16 protein-coding genes and 1 pseudogene are annotated in these 16,279 nt (G+C 65.8%); 8 read left to right on the top strand and 9 right to left on the bottom strand.

Going from position 1 to position 16,279, the window contains the following annotated elements; genetic code table 11:
* The first annotated feature begins 79 nt into the window (after window positions 1-79).
* Together A9D14_RS00085 and A9D14_RS00080 are read left to right on the top strand one after the other, a co-directional pair.
* On the top strand, window positions 80-412 hold the full coding sequence (locus tag A9D14_RS00085; protein WP_083987440.1) for a UrcA family protein: 333 nt from the start codon (window positions 80-82) through the stop codon (window positions 410-412).
* 94 nt (window positions 413-506) lie between these two features.
* Window positions 507-809 (top strand): UrcA family protein, encoded by a 303-nt coding sequence (locus A9D14_RS00080; RefSeq protein WP_066841904.1) that lies wholly within the window; start codon window positions 507-509, stop codon window positions 807-809.
* Between the two features lie 78 nt (window positions 810-887).
* Here the strand turns inward: A9D14_RS00080 and acnA are convergent, their stop codons facing one another.
* A complete protein-coding gene (gene acnA / locus A9D14_RS00075; protein WP_066841902.1) occupies window positions 888-3,569 on the bottom strand; it encodes an aconitate hydratase AcnA in 2,682 nt (893 codons plus the stop codon).
* Window positions 3,570-3,882: 313 nt separating this feature from the next.
* Here acnA and A9D14_RS00070 point away from each other — a divergent pair, with 313 nt between their 5' ends.
* Entirely contained in the window at window positions 3,883-5,424 is a 1,542-nt protein-coding gene (locus A9D14_RS00070) for a L,D-transpeptidase family protein (RefSeq protein ID WP_232468630.1), read from the top strand.
* A gap of 21 nt (window positions 5,425-5,445) precedes the next feature.
* Here A9D14_RS00070 and A9D14_RS00065 read toward each other — a convergent pair whose 3' ends face one another.
* The 3 genes from A9D14_RS00065 to ispG all read right to left on the bottom strand — a co-directional run bounded on the left by A9D14_RS00065 (window position 5,446) and on the right by ispG (window position 7,946).
* The gene (locus A9D14_RS00065; RefSeq protein WP_232468948.1) at window positions 5,446-6,009 is read right to left on the bottom strand and encodes a murein L,D-transpeptidase catalytic domain-containing protein; all 564 of its coding nucleotides are present in this window, start codon (window positions 6,007-6,009) and stop codon (window positions 5,446-5,448) included.
* Between the two features lie 191 nt (window positions 6,010-6,200).
* The gene (locus A9D14_RS00060) at window positions 6,201-6,734 is read right to left on the bottom strand and encodes a retropepsin-like aspartic protease family protein (RefSeq protein ID WP_083987438.1); all 534 of its coding nucleotides are present in this window, start codon (window positions 6,732-6,734) and stop codon (window positions 6,201-6,203) included.
* 45 nt (window positions 6,735-6,779) lie between these two features.
* Entirely contained in the window at window positions 6,780-7,946 is a 1,167-nt protein-coding gene (gene ispG / locus A9D14_RS00055) for a flavodoxin-dependent (E)-4-hydroxy-3-methylbut-2-enyl-diphosphate synthase (protein WP_066841898.1), read from the bottom strand.
* Window positions 7,947-8,044: 98 nt separating this feature from the next.
* Between ispG and A9D14_RS00050 the strand changes: the two genes are divergently transcribed.
* Window positions 8,045-9,058, top strand: coding sequence for a zinc transporter ZntB (locus tag A9D14_RS00050; RefSeq protein ID WP_066841896.1), 1,014 nt, complete (start codon window positions 8,045-8,047; stop codon window positions 9,056-9,058).
* Between the two features lie 4 nt (window positions 9,059-9,062).
* Here the strand turns inward: A9D14_RS00050 and A9D14_RS00045 are convergent, their stop codons facing one another.
* A complete protein-coding gene (locus A9D14_RS00045; protein ID WP_066841891.1) occupies window positions 9,063-9,587 on the bottom strand; it encodes a GNAT family N-acetyltransferase in 525 nt (174 codons plus the stop codon).
* 324 nt (window positions 9,588-9,911) lie between these two features.
* On the opposite strand from A9D14_RS00045, the gene A9D14_RS19220 reads away from it, so the two are divergent.
* The gene (locus tag A9D14_RS19220; protein WP_157668081.1) at window positions 9,912-10,064 is read left to right on the top strand and encodes a hypothetical protein; all 153 of its coding nucleotides are present in this window, start codon (window positions 9,912-9,914) and stop codon (window positions 10,062-10,064) included.
* Between the two features lie 3 nt (window positions 10,065-10,067).
* Here the strand turns inward: A9D14_RS19220 and A9D14_RS00040 are convergent, their stop codons facing one another.
* Complete coding sequence (locus tag A9D14_RS00040; RefSeq protein WP_066841889.1) at window positions 10,068-10,982, bottom strand: prephenate dehydratase; 915 nt, start codon at window positions 10,980-10,982, stop codon at window positions 10,068-10,070.
* A 234-nt stretch (window positions 10,983-11,216) separates the two neighbouring features.
* Here A9D14_RS00040 and A9D14_RS00035 point away from each other — a divergent pair, with 234 nt between their 5' ends.
* A complete protein-coding gene (locus A9D14_RS00035) occupies window positions 11,217-11,879 on the top strand; it encodes a c-type cytochrome (protein WP_066841887.1) in 663 nt (220 codons plus the stop codon).
* A 236-nt stretch (window positions 11,880-12,115) separates the two neighbouring features.
* Here A9D14_RS00035 and A9D14_RS00030 read toward each other — a convergent pair whose 3' ends face one another.
* Window positions 12,116-13,384 (bottom strand): aspartate kinase, encoded by a 1,269-nt coding sequence (locus tag A9D14_RS00030; RefSeq protein WP_066841885.1) that lies wholly within the window; start codon window positions 13,382-13,384, stop codon window positions 12,116-12,118.
* Window positions 13,385-13,467: 83 nt separating this feature from the next.
* Here A9D14_RS00030 and ubiG point away from each other — a divergent pair, with 83 nt between their 5' ends.
* Complete coding sequence (ubiG, locus tag A9D14_RS00025) at window positions 13,468-14,205, top strand: bifunctional 2-polyprenyl-6-hydroxyphenol methylase/3-demethylubiquinol 3-O-methyltransferase UbiG (RefSeq protein ID WP_066841883.1); 738 nt, start codon at window positions 13,468-13,470, stop codon at window positions 14,203-14,205.
* Here the strand turns inward: ubiG and A9D14_RS00020 are convergent, their stop codons facing one another.
* Both A9D14_RS00020 and A9D14_RS00015 read right to left on the bottom strand, forming a co-directional pair.
* On the bottom strand, window positions 14,206-14,964 hold the full coding sequence (locus tag A9D14_RS00020) for a siderophore-interacting protein (RefSeq protein WP_066841881.1): 759 nt from the start codon (window positions 14,962-14,964) through the stop codon (window positions 14,206-14,208).
* Window positions 14,965-15,035: 71 nt separating this feature from the next.
* Complete coding sequence (locus tag A9D14_RS00015; protein ID WP_066841878.1) at window positions 15,036-15,383, bottom strand: ArsC family reductase; 348 nt, start codon at window positions 15,381-15,383, stop codon at window positions 15,036-15,038.
* A gap of 132 nt (window positions 15,384-15,515) precedes the next feature.
* Between A9D14_RS00015 and A9D14_RS20340 the strand changes: the two are divergent.
* Window positions 15,516-16,219 (top strand): annotated as a pseudogene (locus A9D14_RS20340) (chorismate synthase); the annotation flags it as partial.
* Window positions 16,220-16,279: the final 60 nt, after the last annotated feature.

Here is a 16,279-nt window from a genome sequence, read left to right as displayed (position 1 = left end):
CCTCCCTGCCAATGCCGCGCACGACTATCCTTGTTGCAGGACGGGCCGAAAGCGCCCGCCAGTAGGAAGGAGAGTAATCATGCAAATTCCGGCAATCACGATTGCATTGGGCGCCGCGGCGCTGGCCGCGAACCCCGCGCTCGCCGGCGATGGTGCGGTTCGTCACGAGCGGGTCAAGGTAAGTGATGAAGACTTCGCCGATGCGGCGAGCATGGCGCAGCTGCAGCGATCGATCGGACTGGCGGCGCAGCGCGTCTGCCAGGCTGGCGGCGCCCCCGCTTCGCTATCGCCGGACCAGCAGCGCTGCATCGACCAGGCCATCAGCGACGCACGGGCGGACATCGTCAGGATCGGCGCCCGGCACGGCGTGCCCCTGCCCGCGCAGGCAAGCCCTGACGCCGATGACGGTTAAAAATAATCTCGGACATCTGTCACGAAAGACCTATATGGAAGAGCCATAGAGGCTTCGCGAAGACGAGCCCGAATATTGCGAGAGGAGCATCGAGATGAAAAAGATCGCACTTGCGGTCGCCCTTTGCGGCGGCCTGCTGGCTACGCCTGCGCTGGCTGGCGATACCATGGATGTCAGGGAAATCGTCGTTTCCACCAAGTCCGCTTCGGACGTGCGCCAGATGGCCGCGGTCGAAAGCGACCTGCGCGAGGCGGCACGCATCGTCTGCAGCGTGGGCCGCGTCAATCGCGGGCCGATGGACGACCGCCAGAAAGCCTGCTTCCGCGAAGCCATGCTGGACGCGCGGGCGCAGCTTGCCGCGATCGAACAGCGCAGCGCGATGCGGCAGGGCGGCTGATAGGACCGGCAGCCTTGACGTGAAAAGGGGCGGCTCGATGGAGCCGCCCCTTTGCGTTTGTCATCTATCGCTGCGGGATCAGTCCGCGGCAAGCTTGCGCAGGACGTAATGGAGGATGCCGCCGTTGCGGTAATATTCCATCTCGTTCGCGGTATCGATGCGGCACAGCACGTCGAAGCTGAATTCCGATCCGTCCTTGCGCGTCACCTTGACGGTCACTTCCTGGCTCGGCTTCAGATTGTCGAGGCCTTGGATGTTGAACTGGTCGTCGCCCGTCAGGCCCAGCGTCTCGCGCGTGTCACCCGCCTTGAATTGCAGGGGCAGCACGCCCATCCCGACAAGGTTGGAGCGGTGGATACGCTCGAAGCTTTCGACCAGCACGGCGCGCACGCCCAGCAGGATCGTGCCCTTCGCCGCCCAGTCGCGCGACGATCCCGTGCCGTATTCCTTGCCGCCGATGACGACCAGCGGCGTGCCGTCTTCCTTGTGCTTCATGGCGGCGTCATAGATCGCCATCTGCTCGCCGTTATAGCTGGTGTAGCCGCCCTCGACCCCCGGCACCATTTCGTTCTTGATGCGGATATTGGCGAACGTGCCGCGCATCATCACTTCGTGGTTGCCGCGGCGCGAGCCATAGGAATTGAAGTCCGCCTTCGCGACCTGGTGCTCCTTGAGGTAACGGCCCGCTGGACTGTCTTCCTTGATCGAGCCTGCGGGCGAGATGTGGTCGGTCGTGACCGAATCGCCCAGGATCGCCAGCGGCCTGGCGTCGATGATGTCGCTCACCGCGTCGGGCGTCATGCCCATGCCCTCGAAATAGGGCGGGTTGGCGACATAGGTCGATCCGGCGCGCCAGCTATAGGTGTCCGAACCCTCGACATTGATCGCCTGCCAATGTTCGTCGCCCTTGTAGACGTCCGCATAGCGGCTCTGGAACATGTCGCGGCTGATCGCGCCCTGCAGCACTTCGGCAACCTCGGCATTGGTCGGCCAGATATCGCGCAGATAGACTTCGCTGCCGTCGCTGCCGGTGCCGATCGGGGTCTCGGTGATGTCCTCGGTCACCGTGCCCTTCAGCGCATAGGCGACGACCAACGGCGGCGAGGCGAGGAAATTGGCGCGCACGTCGGGCGATACGCGGCCCTCGAAATTGCGGTTGCCCGACAGCACCGATGCGGCGACGACATTATTGTTGTTGATCGCACGGGAAATCGGCTCGGCCAGCGGGCCGGAATTGCCGATGCAGGTGGTGCAGCCATAGCCGACCAGATCGAAGCCGATCGCGTTCAGATGGTCCTGCAGCCCCGCCTTCACCAGATAGTCGGTCACCACCTGCGATCCGGGCGCGAGCGAGGTCTTCACCCAGGGCTTTGGCATCAGGCCCCTCTCATGCGCCTTTTTCGCGACGAGGCCCGCCGCGATCAGCACGTCGGGGTTCGAGGTGTTGGTGCAGCTGGTGATGGCCGCGATCACGACGTCGCCGTCGCCCACGTCGTGGGTCTTGCCCTCGACCGCGAAACGCTCCGCCCCGGCCTTGTTGTACAGCTTGACGAGGTCGGTGTTGAACAGCTCGTCCACCTTGTCGAGCGCGACCTTGTCCTGCGGACGCTTGGGGCCGGCCAACGACGGCACGACCGAACCCATGTCGAGTTCCAGCGTATCGGTGAAGATCGGCTCGGGATTCGAGGGATCGAACCAGAGCCCCTGTTCGCGCGCATAGGCTTCGACCAACTCGATCGCGTCCTCGTCACGGCCGGTCAAGCGCATGTAGTCCAGCGTCTTGTCGTCGATGCCGAAGAAGCCGCAGGTCGCGCCATATTCGGGCGCCATGTTGGCGATGGTCGCGCGGTCGGCCAGCGTCAGCTTGGCGGTGCCTTCGCCGTAGAATTCGACGAAGCGGCCCACCACTCCCTTTTCGCGCAGCATCTGCACGCAGGTCAGCACCAGGTCGGTGGCGGTGATGCCCTCGGCCATCTTGCCGGTCAGCTTGAAGCCGACGACTTCGGGGATCAGCATCGAAACCGGCTGGCCCAGCATCGCGGCCTCCGCCTCGATCCCGCCGACGCCCCAGCCCAGAACGCCAAGGCCGTTGATCATGGTGGTGTGCGAATCGGTGCCGACGCAGGTGTCGGGATAGGCGATGTCCGTGCCGCTCGGGTCCTTCGACGTCCACACGCCGCGGCCGATATGCTCAAGGTTCACCTGGTGGCAGATGCCGGTGCCCGGCGGCACGGCATAGAAATTGTCGAGGCTCTTCGCGCCCCACTTCAGGAAATCGTAGCGTTCGGCGTTGCGCTGGTATTCCAGCTCGACGTTCTTTTCGAATGCCTTGGGATGGCCGAACTCGTCCACCATGACCGAGTGGTCGATGACGAGGTTCACGGGCACCTGCGGATTGATCTTCTGCGTATCGCCGCCCAGCGCCGAGATCGCGTCGCGCATCGCGGCCAGGTCGACCACGCAGGGCACACCGGTGAAATCCTGCAGCAGCACGCGCGCGGGGCGGTACTGGATTTCGGGATGCGGCGCCTTGGGGTTCTGCTGCCAGTCGACGATCGCCTTCACGTCGTCGGTCGAGACGGTGAAGCCGTCATCCTCGAACCGCAGCATGTTCTCGAGCAGGACCTTGAGCGAGAAGGGAAGCCGCGACACGTCGCCATATTTCTCCGCCGCCTTGGCGAGCGAGTAATATGCGTATTCCTTGCCCCCGACGCTCATGGTCGAGCGGGTGCCAAGCGTGTCCTTGCCGATTGCAGTCATGGGTGACCTTTCCCTGATGGTTGGCCCACGCGCGTCGATCCAACTGGGTCAGTTGAAAACCGCTCGCAAGCGCGGGTGTGCGGGTGCGAAATGTTTGCCGCCGCGATGGGCCGGATCACCTGTTTCGTCAAGGCGTGAAAAAAGGCGCGATCGATGAAGAAAAGGCTGGAAGCCTTGCGATTCAGCATGGCGAAAGGCTGAAAAGGGCATTAGCGGACCGAAACCTCCATGCGCGTTCGCCGGTTATGGTATGGTAGCGAAAATGGAAGATCTTGGCGCGATCGGATCGCCGGTCCGCCATCGGGAAATCACGATGACCTTGTATGCACCCACCCGTTCCCCTGCCCCGCGCCCTGCCCCGCGCCCTGCCCCGCGCAGCGCGTTGAAAGCCCCGCAAGACGCGCCGAAAGCCCCGCGACGCGCGCTGAAACTGCTGGGCCATGCCGCCCTGTGGAGCGTGGCGATCGCCATGCCCGCCACCGCCGTGGCGCAGGTCGCGCCCGCCGCAGGGGCCGCGCAGGCGCAGCCCGTTTCGGGTTCCCAACCACTTCCGAAGACGCAGCCCCGGCCGCAGCCCACGTCGCTGCTGCCCGGCGAACAGGCACGGCAGGCGCCGACCGACCTGACCTCCGCGCCGGTGGTTCAGGAAATCCCGACCGATTATTTCGTCACCGCGCCCGACTGGCAGGTGGCGCAGGCCCAGCAATTGCTGAACTTCATCAAGGGAATCGGGAACGAGGGGCTGTTCCCCCGCGACTATCAGCCCGAGGCGCTGCAGGCTGCGATCGCCGCCGGCCCGGGCCCGCGCCTGAACGAAACGGCGACCCGCTTGTTCACCTGGGTCGCCGAGGATCTGCGCGACGGTCGCACCGAGATGGATTCGCGCCACCAATGGTTCGTCGAGGACCCGGACTGGAAGCTGCGCCCGATCAAGCCGCTGCTGCAGGAAGCGCTCGCCGGTACCGGTTCGGGCGGCGGGATCGTCGCCGCGCTCGATTCGCTCAATCCCACGCACCCCGATTACGCGGTGCTGAAACAGATGCTGCTGGAAACGAGCGAGGGCGACAAGGCATCGCGCGCGAAGATCCGCGCCAACATGGACCGCTGGCGCTGGCTGGGCCGCGACCTGGGCAAGAACTATCTGCTGACCAACGTGCCCGAATACCAGCTGCGGCTGGTCGTCAACAACAAGGTCCATACCTCGTTCCGCACCATCGTCGGCAAGCCGGGCCGCACCGCCACCCCGCAGCTGGCCGAAAAGGTCGAGGGCGTGATCTTCAACCCCACCTGGACCGTGCCGCAATCGATCGTGGTCGGCGAAGGGCTGGGCGCGCGGGTGATGGGCAATCCGTCCTATGCGCGGAGCAACGGGTACAAGGCCTACAAGACCGAAGCGGGCATGACCGTCGTCGTGCAGCAGCCGGGGCCGGGCAATTCGCTGGGCCTGATGAAGCTGGACATGCCCAATCCGCATGCGATCTTCCTGCACGACACGCCTTCGAAGTCGCTGTTCAATAACAGCGAGCGCGCGCTCAGCCATGGCTGCGTCCGTACCGAGAATGCGATGAAGCTGGCGATGATCATGGCCAAGGGCCTTGGCGGGCTGTCGAGCGAGGAAGCGGTCGAGATCGCGAACTCGCGCGAATATACCCGCGTGCCGCTGACCAAGGAGCTGCCGGTCTACATCACCTATTTCACCATGGCGCGCGACATCGACGACCAGATGCGCAGCTTCGACGACATCTACGGCCGCGACGAACCCGTGCTGGCCAGCTTGGCCGCCCCGCGCGTGCAGAAGACCGGCCAGCACAAGACGGACGAGCCGATCGTGCCGATCGAGGCGCCGGGAGCCTGACCGGCCCCGCGCGCCGCAGGTTCAGGAAATACCGAGGCGGTCGGCGTAGAGCAGCCGGCCGCCCGACAGGTTCCACAGCGCTTCGTTGAAATCGGCCGGGTCCATCGCGAAACAGCCGTTGGACCGGCCCAGCCTGCCCCAGCGCTCGACATGGGCGCGGGTGGCGTATTCTGCCGGATGCGCCACGATATAGCGCGGCAGCGCGTTGGAATTGTCCGGATCCAGCCCGCCCAGCCGGATCGATGTGCCATAGCGGCCCCGGTACCATTCATAGGTCACATAGGCGCCGCGGCTGGTCGCGTTCGACCCCGGCGTGTTCGAGAATTCGTTGAGATAGCCGTCATGCTCGGGGTCCGAGCCGGTGCCGTGCGCCACGAGGAAGCTGCGCACCGTGCCCTGTTCGAGATTGGCGAAATGAAAGCGCGGGACGGAGGAGTGGACGCCGAAATCGGCGATCCCCGCGATGTCCCTGCGCCACAGCGCCTCGCCCGCGCGGTCCATCTGTTCCTTCGCGACGTCGAGCACGCGGCGCTGGCCCGGCGTCAGCGGGCTGGCGCTGGCAAACGCCCGGCCCGGCATGACCATGGCGGCCCCGGCGGCGAGTGCGCCCCCCAGCACCGCACGGCGGCCCAGCGCAAGGCCGGTTTCCGCCGTGCCAGGGCGGCGGCCCGTTCCGGATCGGTCTGAAATTCGTTTCGTCATCGGTTAAATATATACCACAACCGCCATGGCTTCAAAGTTAACCGATGTTCTTCACCTTGCGCGGGCTTCGGCGATCAGTCCTGCGACAGCACCATGGCGTCGCCTTCGATCTCCACCCGCTGGAAGCGGCGCAGATAGCTTTGGCCCAGCAGCGTGACCGGCAGGCCTTCGGGCACGATCGCGGCTTCGACATTGCGCATTTCCGTGCCGCCAAGCTCGATGCTGTCGATCATCACCGGTACGCCCTCGACCACCCCGCTGGCGCCGTGGGCGACCGGCTGCAGATCCGAATCGCTCCAGTCCAGCCCCGCCGCGCGCGCATCCTGGCCGGTCAGCGCCACGAAGCTGGCGCCGGTGTCGACCATCACGTCCAGCTGACGCCCGCCGATCGACGGGCTGGCGTAGAAATGTCCGTCATCGCGGCGCGACAGGCGAATATCGCCCCCGCCCCATCCGTCATCGACCTGCGAAGTTCGCGATGCCGCGGCCGGCATCGCCGCATCGGACACAGGCGACGCTTCGGGCGCATCGCCGCCGGGCATCTCGGTCATGAAGGCGCCCACGATGCAGGCGGCGAAGCCGATCCAGAAGACCTTGTGCATGCTCATGCACCCAGCCTACGCCGGCCATGTTTAAGCAGGCGTAAAGTCCGGCTATTCGGCGGCCTCGTTCACGCCGGCAATATCGGCCTTCCCGGCGTCGGTCATCCCGCCCTCGATCTCGGCGGCCTTCGCCTCGACCAGCTTGACGATGTGATCGAGCATGTCGGCGCTCTGCACATGGTGGTCGGTGACGCCCGACAGATAGACCATGTGCTTGCCGTTGCCGCCGCCGGTGATGCCGATATCGGTCTCGCGCGCCTCGCCCGGCCCGTTGACCACGCAGCCCAGCACCGACAGCGACAGCGGGGTCTTGATGTGCTGCAACCGCTCTTCCAGCGCCTGCACCGTGCGGATGACGTCGAAACCCTGCCGCGCGCAAGACGGGCAGGACACGACGCGCACGCCGCGGGTACGCAGGCCCAGGCTTTTGAGGATCTCGAACCCGACGCGCACTTCCTCTTCGGGCTCTGCCGACAGCGACACGCGAAGGGTATCGCCGATGCCCGCCCACAGCAGGTTGCCGATGCCCAGCGCGGATTTCACCGTCCCGCCGATCAGTCCGCCCGCCTCGGTGATGCCAAGATGCAGCGGGCAATCGACCGCATCGGCCAGCCCCTGATAGGCCGCGACCGCCAGGAACACGTCGCTGGCCTTCACCGCGACCTTGTATTCGTGGAAATCATGGTCCTGCAGCAGCTTGATGTGATCCAGAGCCGATTCGACCAGCGCCTCGGGGCAAGGCTCGCCGTATTTCTCCAGCAGGTCTTTTTCCAGACTGCCCGCGTTCACGCCGATGCGGATCGAGCAGCCGTTGGCCTTGGCAGCGCGCACGACCTCGGCCACGCGCTCGCCCGAACCGATATTGCCGGGGTTGATGCGCAGGCACGCCGCGCCCGCGTCGGCGGCTTCCAGCGCCCGCTTGTAGTGGAAATGGATGTCAGAGATGATCGGCACGTCGGTCGCGCGCACGATCTGTTTCAGTGCCGCGGTCGATTCGACGTCGGGGCAGGACACGCGCACGATATCGGCGCCCGCATCCTCGCACCGGCGGATCTGGTCGATCGTCGCGCCCGCGTCGCTGGTCAGCGTGTTGGTCATGGTCTGGACGCTGATCGGCGCGTCGCCGCCGACGGGCACGCGGCCGACCATGATCTGGCGGCTCTTGCGGCGGTCGATCATGCGCCAGGGGCGGATTGCTGCGATGCTGTCTGTGGACATGCCCCTGCCTATACAGTCCCTTGCGTGACGGGGCAAAGACGCATTTGCCTGAATTGCGGCGATGCGCCATCAGTCCCGCGCGAAAGGGAGGCCCGTTCTTGGAAGACGTTCAACTCTACGACGATCATGGCGGCGAGGATGCGCTGCTGTTCGCGCGCGTACTCGACGGCAAGGGCGGCGGGCGCATGCTGGGCTGGGAGGAAGCGCGCGCCTGGGCCCCATCGCCGTCGCGGCCGAATGACGTGCTGTGGATGCATATCTGCCGCAACCAGCCGGGCGTGCAGGACTGGCTCGAGAACATGGTCGGCATCCCGGAACCCACGGCAGAGCTGCTGGTCAGCGACCGCACCCGCCCCCGCGCGTTCCGCGAGGGCGATACGCTGGTCGCCACGCTGCGCGGCATCAACTTCAACCCCAATGCCGAGCCCGAGGACATGGTCTCGATGCAATTGTGGTGCGACGGGCGGCGGCTGATCACCCTGCGCCGCGAACGGCTGCAGACCCCGCGCGACACGCTGGCCGAGATCGACCGCGGCATCGGCCCGACCGACGCGGGATCGCTGATCACCCAGCTGACCGAGCACATGATCGCGCGGATGAGCCGGTCGATCATCGACATGAACGAACATATCGACGAGCTGGAGCGGGTCGATCCCGAGGAGGACCCCGAGGAAATCCTGCCCCGCATCACCACCATTCGCCGCAACTGCCTGGCGCTGAAACGCCACATGAGCCCGCAGCACGAGGCGCTGGAGCGCATCAGCCGCGAAGCGCCGGGCTGGTTCGAGGATCACGACCGGCGCGAGATCGCCGAGACGATCGAACGCCTGCGCCGCTATCTCGACGATATCGACATCTCGATGGAAAGCGCGGTGGTGCTGCAGGACGAGATTCGCGCCCGCGCCGTCGCCAGCAGCGAGAAGGCGACCTATATGCTGACCATCGTCGCGGGCATCTTCCTGCCGCTCAGCTTTCTGACGGGCCTGATGGGCATCAATGTCGGCGGCATGCCGGGGGTGAACGACGGCAATGCGTTCTGGGAAGTCGTCGGCCTGTGCACGGCCATCCTGGCGGTGCAATTGTTCCTGTTCTGGCGCTGGAAATGGCTGTGACGGGTCAAAGCCGCAACTCGTAGAGGAACTCGTCGTCGCGGTGGCTGCCGACCCAGAAGTCGATGTCGGCGATCTTGGCAAAACCGTGCCGCTGGTAAAAACGCTGCGCGCCCAAATTCTCGCTCCAGACCGACAGCTGTATGGCATCGCAGCCGCGCGCCCGCGCCGTCCCAAGTGCCCATTCCATCAGCGCCGCCCCCAGCCCGAGCCCCGTCATTGCCGGATCGGTATAGAGCTGGCTGAGCCCCAGCGGACTGCGCGCGTCGGAATATTCGCCATAGAAACTGTGGGCGTCGAGCTTGCAATAGCCCAGCAGACGGTCCGTATCGTCCACCGCCAGCTGGTGCAGGACCGCCGGATCGGCGATCTGCGCGGCGATGGCGGCGGGGTCGTGCACCTCATCCAGGAAGCGCGCCAGATCCTCGGGCCGGTAGAGATGGCCGAAAGCGGCCACGAAGCTCTCTCGCCCAAGCATGGACAGGGCTGCGGCATCACCGATGGCGGCATCGCGCAGGCGGAAATCTGTCATGTGTATCGGGGCCCTCTTGCGCTGGCAGGGAAGAAGCCGCGCGCACGGCGGTTCAACCATGCCCGGCGTCTGCCATCGTGCGGTTAACCGTACAAAACACGCCTGCCAACGCAAACAAACCGAATTTCCATGATGGCATCATTGATCGGCGGTTTATAATGTAGTCTCATGCCTCAGAGCAGGACCTGAGCGACCCGGTCGCAATGGCATGACGCGGCAGCTGTCGTCGGGGGACGGTAGATTGCCGCGCAAAAGTCCTGATCGCGCTGTCGCATCATGCCATGACCATGATGCGGCAGCGCGATTCATAACGGGAGGTGGGAGATGGCAGCACAAGAAGCGGCAAGTTCGCCGCAAGTGCCCGTTTACGGGCATGAAACCGTCAAACCGGTCAGGCGGCGATCCGCCGCCGACCGCGTCATTGCCATTATGATCGGCACGTCGGCGGCGCTGTTCTGCTGGTGGACCGCCAACTAGGCGTCAGCCGCGTTCGCGCGCCTGCGGATAGGTGCCCAGCATGCGAAGATGCTTGGAATAGAAGCCCAGCTCTTCCAGCGCGCGATCCACGGCGGGCTGGCCGGGGGCGCCCAGAATGTCGGCATAGAACTCGGTCGCGGCAAAGGCCGCGCCCTTCTGATAGCTTTCCAGCTTGGTCATGTTGACGCCGTTGGTCGCGAATCCGCCCAGCGCCTTGTACAGCGCGGCCGGGATATTGCGCACCTCGAACACGAAGGTGGTCATGGCCGGTCCCTCGATGGTCGCCGGGTCCAGCGCGTCCTTCGCCAGCACGACGAATCGCGTCATGTTGTCGCGCGCATCCTCGATCTCGCGCGCGACGATCTTCAACCCGTAAAGCTCGGCCGCCATTTCGGGAGCGATCGCGGCAAGACCCGGATCCTGCTGTTCGAACACGGTCGCGGCGGCGCCGGCGGTGTCTGCATGGTCCATCGGCACCAGCCCGTCGGCGCGCAGCCGGTGACGGCACTGGCCCAGCGCCTGCGGATGGCTGATCACCGCGCGATAGGGGCCATCACCCAGCGCCATCAGATGGTGATGGATCTCCATGAAATGCTCGCCGGTGATGGCAAGCCCCGATTCCGGCAGCAGGAAATGGATGTCCGCCACGCGCCCGTTATGCGAATTCTCGATCGGGATGATGGCCCGCGCGGCGCGCCCTTCCTTGACGGCGTCGATCGCGTCCGCGAACGAGAAGCAGGGCATCGGCAGGCAATCGGGATCGAAGTTCAGCGCCGCGATATGCGAATTGGCGCCCGGCGCGCCCTGGAACGACATCGCCCGGTCGGGCTGCGCAAGCGCGGCGCGGGTCATCTTGTTCACCAGCGCCATCGCCGGTGCGGCATAGGGGCTGGCCTTCGTGGGCAAGGGCGCGTTCATGGGCCATGCCGTTAGGCCGTCGCCGCGCGGCTGCCAAGTGGGTTAAGCCGCAAGGCGCGACGCGCGGCCCATGGCCGGGGCAAATCGCCCAAACGAATCGCGCCATGGCATGAAACGCCCTTGTCAGGCGCCGAACCCTTATTTAGAGCGGCGCGCGAGCCCTATCGGCCACGAACCAATGCATCTTTTCATGAACGCTTTCACGCGCGCACTCGCAGACGGATATTTTCTCTGATGGACGGCAGAACCAATACCATCTTCGGCTGGACCCTGTTCGGCGGCGTCGTCGCCCTGGGCCTGTCCAGCATCAGCGGCCATGTCTTCGACAGCGAACGCCCCGAAGAACTGGGCTATGTGATCGAGGGCGCCGAGGAAGAAGGCGGCGAGGAAGGCCCCTCGCTGGCCATGCTGCTGTCGACCGCTGACGTGACCAAGGGCGAGGCGGTCTTCGCCAAGTGCACCGCGTGCCACACCATCGCGCAGGGCGGGCCCAACGGCATCGGCCCGAACCTGTGGGGCATCATGGGCAAGCCCATCGGCCAGCACGCGGCCGGCTTCGCCTATAGCCCGGCGCTGTCGAGTCACGGCGGCAACTGGGATTTCGAGAACATGGACGCGTGGCTGACCAGCCCGCGCGCCTTTGCCAATGGCACGAAGATGAGCTTCGCGGGCCTCGGCAATCCGGAAGACCGCGCCAATATCATCGCCTATCTCAACAGCATGGGCTCGAACCTGCCCTTGCCCGAGGTGGAGGAAGTCCCCGCCGAAACGGTCGCCGCCGAGATCGAGGCCGTGGACGAGCCGAGCACGCTCAGCACCGAGGCTTCGGACGCCAGCGCCGGGACCTATCCCGAGGTCGCCGCCGACACGGACACGACAGCACCCGTCGGCGAATAGGCAGGCGACATCACCGAATCACCAGGAACCCCCGCCCGGCGCAAGCCTGGCGGGGGTTTTCCTTTGGTTCGGGCCGAGACTGCCGGATAACCGGACAGCGGGGCACGGCAGGCAAAGGCCGCGCAATTCCGCCGGGCAGCGCGCATCCCGCCGCGCCCGGCGCTTAAAGCCGCGATCAGCGCCGCAATGGCCGCCGCAGCGGATCCGCTTGCGCCGCGGATCCGCGAACGGTCCGCTCAGGCCGCGTCGTCGACCGCGTCCAGCCCATAGGCGGTGTGCAGGACGCGCACGGCCAGCTCGGTCTCGTCCTCGTCGATCAGCACCGACACCTTGATCTCGCTGGTCGAGATCGCCTGGATGTTGATGCCGCGATCGGCCAGCGCCTTGAACATGGTGCTGGCGATGCCCGCGTGGCTGCGCATGCCCACGCCCACGACGCTGATCTTCGCAACCTTGGGATCGGTGATCACGCGGTTGAAGCCGATCTGGGGCTTGTGCTCTTCCAGCAGCGCCTGGGTGCGCACCAGGTCGGCGCCCGGCACGGTGAAGGTCACGTCGGTCTCGCCCTTGTCGCGGCCCACGTTCTGGATGATCATGTCGACGTTGATGTTGGCCGCCGCCAGCGGGGTGAAGATGCTGGCCACCGCGCCGGGGCGGTCGGGCACGCGGGTCAGGATGACCTTGGCTTCGTTCTTGTCGGCGGCAATGCCGGTGATCAGCTGGCTTTCCATGTCGAGTCCTTCAAGCTCTTCCTCGCTGACGATCAGCGTTCCGGGCAATTCATCGGCCAAAGGCGCATCGTCGTCGATGAACGACGACAGCACCTGGACGGGTACCTTTTCCTTCATCGCAAGGCTGACAGAGCGGGTCTGCAGCACCTTGGACCCGACCGAGGCAAGCTCGAGCATTTCCTCGAACGTCACGGCCTTAAGCTTGCGGGCCTTGGCGACGATGCGCGGGTCGGTGGTATAGACGCCGTCGACATCGGTATAGATGTCGCAGCGGTCCGCCTTGACCGCGGCGGCGACCGCCACGGCGCTGGTATCGCTGCCGCCCCGGCCCAGCGTGGCGACGCGGCCATCCTCGGCCAGTCCCTGGAAACCGGGGATCACCGCGATCTCGCCCGCCTGCATGCTGGCAATCATTTCGGCGGCGTCGATCTCGCCGATGCGCGCCTTGGCGTGGGCGTTGTCGGTGTGGATCGGGACCTGCCAGCCCAGCCACGACCGCGCCTTGCAGCCCAGCGCCTGCAGCGTCAGCGCCAGAAGCCCGCTGGTGATCTGCTCGCCCGCGGCGACAACCACGTCATATTCGGCGGGGTCGTAGAGCGGATTGGCCTCGCGGCAGAAATTGACCAGCCGGTCGGTCTCGCCCGCCATGGCCGAAACGACCACCGCCACCTCGTGCCCCGCGGCCTGCTGGCGGCGCACGATATTGGCGACGCGGCGAATACGCTCCGTCCCCGCCATCGAGGTGCCGCCGAACTTCATCACGATGCGAGCCACTATGCTTCGCCTTCTCTGTCTGTCTGCCAAGGTCGGCCACGCGAATGCTGGCCGTTCGAACTGCGCGCTGTTAAGGGTATGGCATGGCCAATGCAACAATATCACCTGTAACCATCCGTCCCGAGGAAGCCGCCCATTTCGGCGCGCTGGCGGCAGACTGGTGGGATCCGAAAGGCTCCTCCGCGATGCTGCACCGGCTGAACCCGGTCCGGCTGGGCTTCATCCGCGAGGCGGTGGACATGCACTGGGGCGGCGACATTCGCGCGCGCCATCCGCTGGCGGGCAAGGCCGCGCTGGACGTCGGCTGCGGTGCGGGCCTGCTGTGCGAGCCTTTGGCAAGGCTGGGCGCGCAGGTCACCGGCGTCGACGCGGCGGCCGAGAACATCGGCGCGGCGCGCGCGCATGCCAGGGCGGCAGGGCTGGACATCACCTATCACGCGGGCGAGCTGGCGGAATTGCAGGCCGATCGGTTCGACCTCGTCACCGCGATGGAGGTGATCGAGCATGTCGCGGACAAGGGCGCCTTCGTCCACCAGCTTCAGGAACGGCTGGCGGATGGCGGGCTGATGGTGATTTCCACCCCCAATCGCACCACGCGTTCGAAGCTGCTGCTGGTCGAAGGGGCCGAGCGTCTGGGCATGGTCCCGCGCGGCACGCATCACTGGGAGGATTTCGTCACCCCCGACGAATTGAGCGAACTGCTCGCCGCCGCGGGGCTTGTAATGGGCGCGCCGCAGGGCATCGCCTTTTCGCCGATGCGGGGGCTCGAGCTTTCGGGCGATCTCTCGCTCAACTATATCGCGACCGCGCGCCGGGCCTGATCAGGCCGCCAGTTCCGCATCGGCCCGCTTGGTCACGCGGTGGCTGTCCTCGTCCTCGCCCTGCTTCCAATAGCTTGAGGCATAGAGCCGGTCGGGACCGAGCCCGCGCTCGCTGCGGAAATAGTCGCGCAGCGCCCGCATGGCCGCGAATTCCGCCGCAACCCAGGCATAGGTCTCGCCGTCCCGCCATCCCAGTTCGCGCAGCTTTCGCACCAGCAGGTCCGGATCGCTGCCGGGATGCGGGTTGACCAGCCAGTGAACCGCAAGCCCCTCCGGCACGATCAGATCCTGCCGGTCGTCCTCGTGCTGGATCTCGATCACCGCCGCGCCGCGCGCATGTCGGGGCAGCGCTTCCAGATTGACCGAGATGGCGGGCAGCGCAGTCATGTCGCCCGCCACCAGGTAAAAATCCATGTCTTCGGGCAGCGGCTTGGCCGGACCGGGACCGCCGACCGAAATGATGTCGCCGGGCTGCGCATCCAGTGCCCATTGGACGGCGGGACCGGGGCTTTCATGGTCCAGACCGTGCACCACGAAGTCCAGATCGATCCATTCCGCGCCCTGCTGCCGGATCGTATAGGTGCGTACCACCGGCCTCGCACCCTCCGCGCCGTCGGACAGGCGCAGCTTCACATATCCGCCCTGCGAGCCTTCCGGAAAACCGGCCATCCCCGAACCGCCCAGCCGCAAGCGGACCATGTTGGGCGTCACCCGGGTGCGAGACAGGAGAGCAAGCGTGCGCGGTTCGGGGCGTGCCATGATGATCCTTCCGTTCGTTTCCGATGACCCAGATAGGCGCTCTGCGTTATATTGCGAGTGCGTCGCAATAGTTATTTAAGCGACGCCGACCATTCGCCGGCATCGAAGCCCACCAGCAACCCGCCGTCATGCTCCACGATGGGCCGCTTGATCATCGACGGGTTTGCCATCAGCAGCGCCTCCGCCTTGGCGGCATCGATGTCCTGCCGGTCCTCATCGGGCAGCTTGCGGAACGTCGTGCCGCGCTTGTTCAGGATCGGCTCCCAGCCCTTGTCGGCAATCCATGCCTTCAGATGCGCTTCCGGCACGCCCTGTTTCCTGTAATCGTGGAACGCATGGGCGATCCCGGCGTCATCCAGCCAGTTGCGGGCCTTCTTCACCGTGTCGCAATTGGGAATGCCATAGACTATCGTGGTCATGCCGGGGGCCTTTCGTGAAACATTCAATATGCAGGCGCCGATAGGACAGGTGGACTTTTGCGTGCAACGCAGGAATAGGGCGCGCAAGGCGGGATCGGAAAAGGGCCGGGGATCGAACATGGGCTTCAACGCATGAGTGTGAACAGTTTCGGCCGCGTGCTGCGGTTCACCACCTGGGGCGAAAGCCACGGGCCGGCGCTGGGCGCGGTGGTCGATGGATGCCCGCCCCGCATCGCGCTGACCGAAAGGGACATCCAGCCTTTCATGGACGCGCGCCGCCCGGGGCACCAGCCGCTTCACCACCCAGCGGCGCGAACTGGACGAGGTGCGCATCCTGTCGGGCGTGTTCGACGGGCAGACCACCGGCACGCGATCAGCCTGATGATCGAGAATACCGATCAGCGCTCCAAGGACTACTCGGACATCGCGAAAAGCTATCGCCCAGGGCACGCCGATTTCGCCTATGACGCGAAATACGGCCTGCGCGACTATCGCGGCGGCGGGCGGTCCAGCGCGCGCGAAACCGCAGCACGCGTCGCGGCAGGCGCGGTCGCGCGCAAGATCATTCCCGGCGTCACGATTCGCGCCTGGGTGTCGGAAATGGGCGGCGACTCGATTGACGAGGGTAATTTCGACGCCTCTCTCATCCCCACCAACCCGTTCTTCTGCCCCGACCCTTCCGCGGCGGAGCGCTGGGCCGAACGGCTGGACTATGCCGCCGCTCGGGATCCTCGCTGGGCGCGGTGGTGACATGCGAGGCCAGCGGCGTGCCTGCCGGATGGGGGGCGCCGGTCTATGGCAAGCTGGACGCCGACCTGGCGTCAGCGATGATGGGCATCAATGCGGTCAAGGGCGTGGAGATCGGCGACGGCTTCGAGGCCGCGCGCCTGACCGGC

Origin of the sequence: Croceicoccus marinus, from assembly GCF_001661675.2 — a bacterium.
Taxonomy (GTDB): Bacteria; Pseudomonadota; Alphaproteobacteria; order Sphingomonadales; family Sphingomonadaceae; genus Croceicoccus; species Croceicoccus marinus.
Note: the sequence above shows the minus strand (reverse complement) of the source record. Positions and strands in the feature narration are given on the sequence as shown.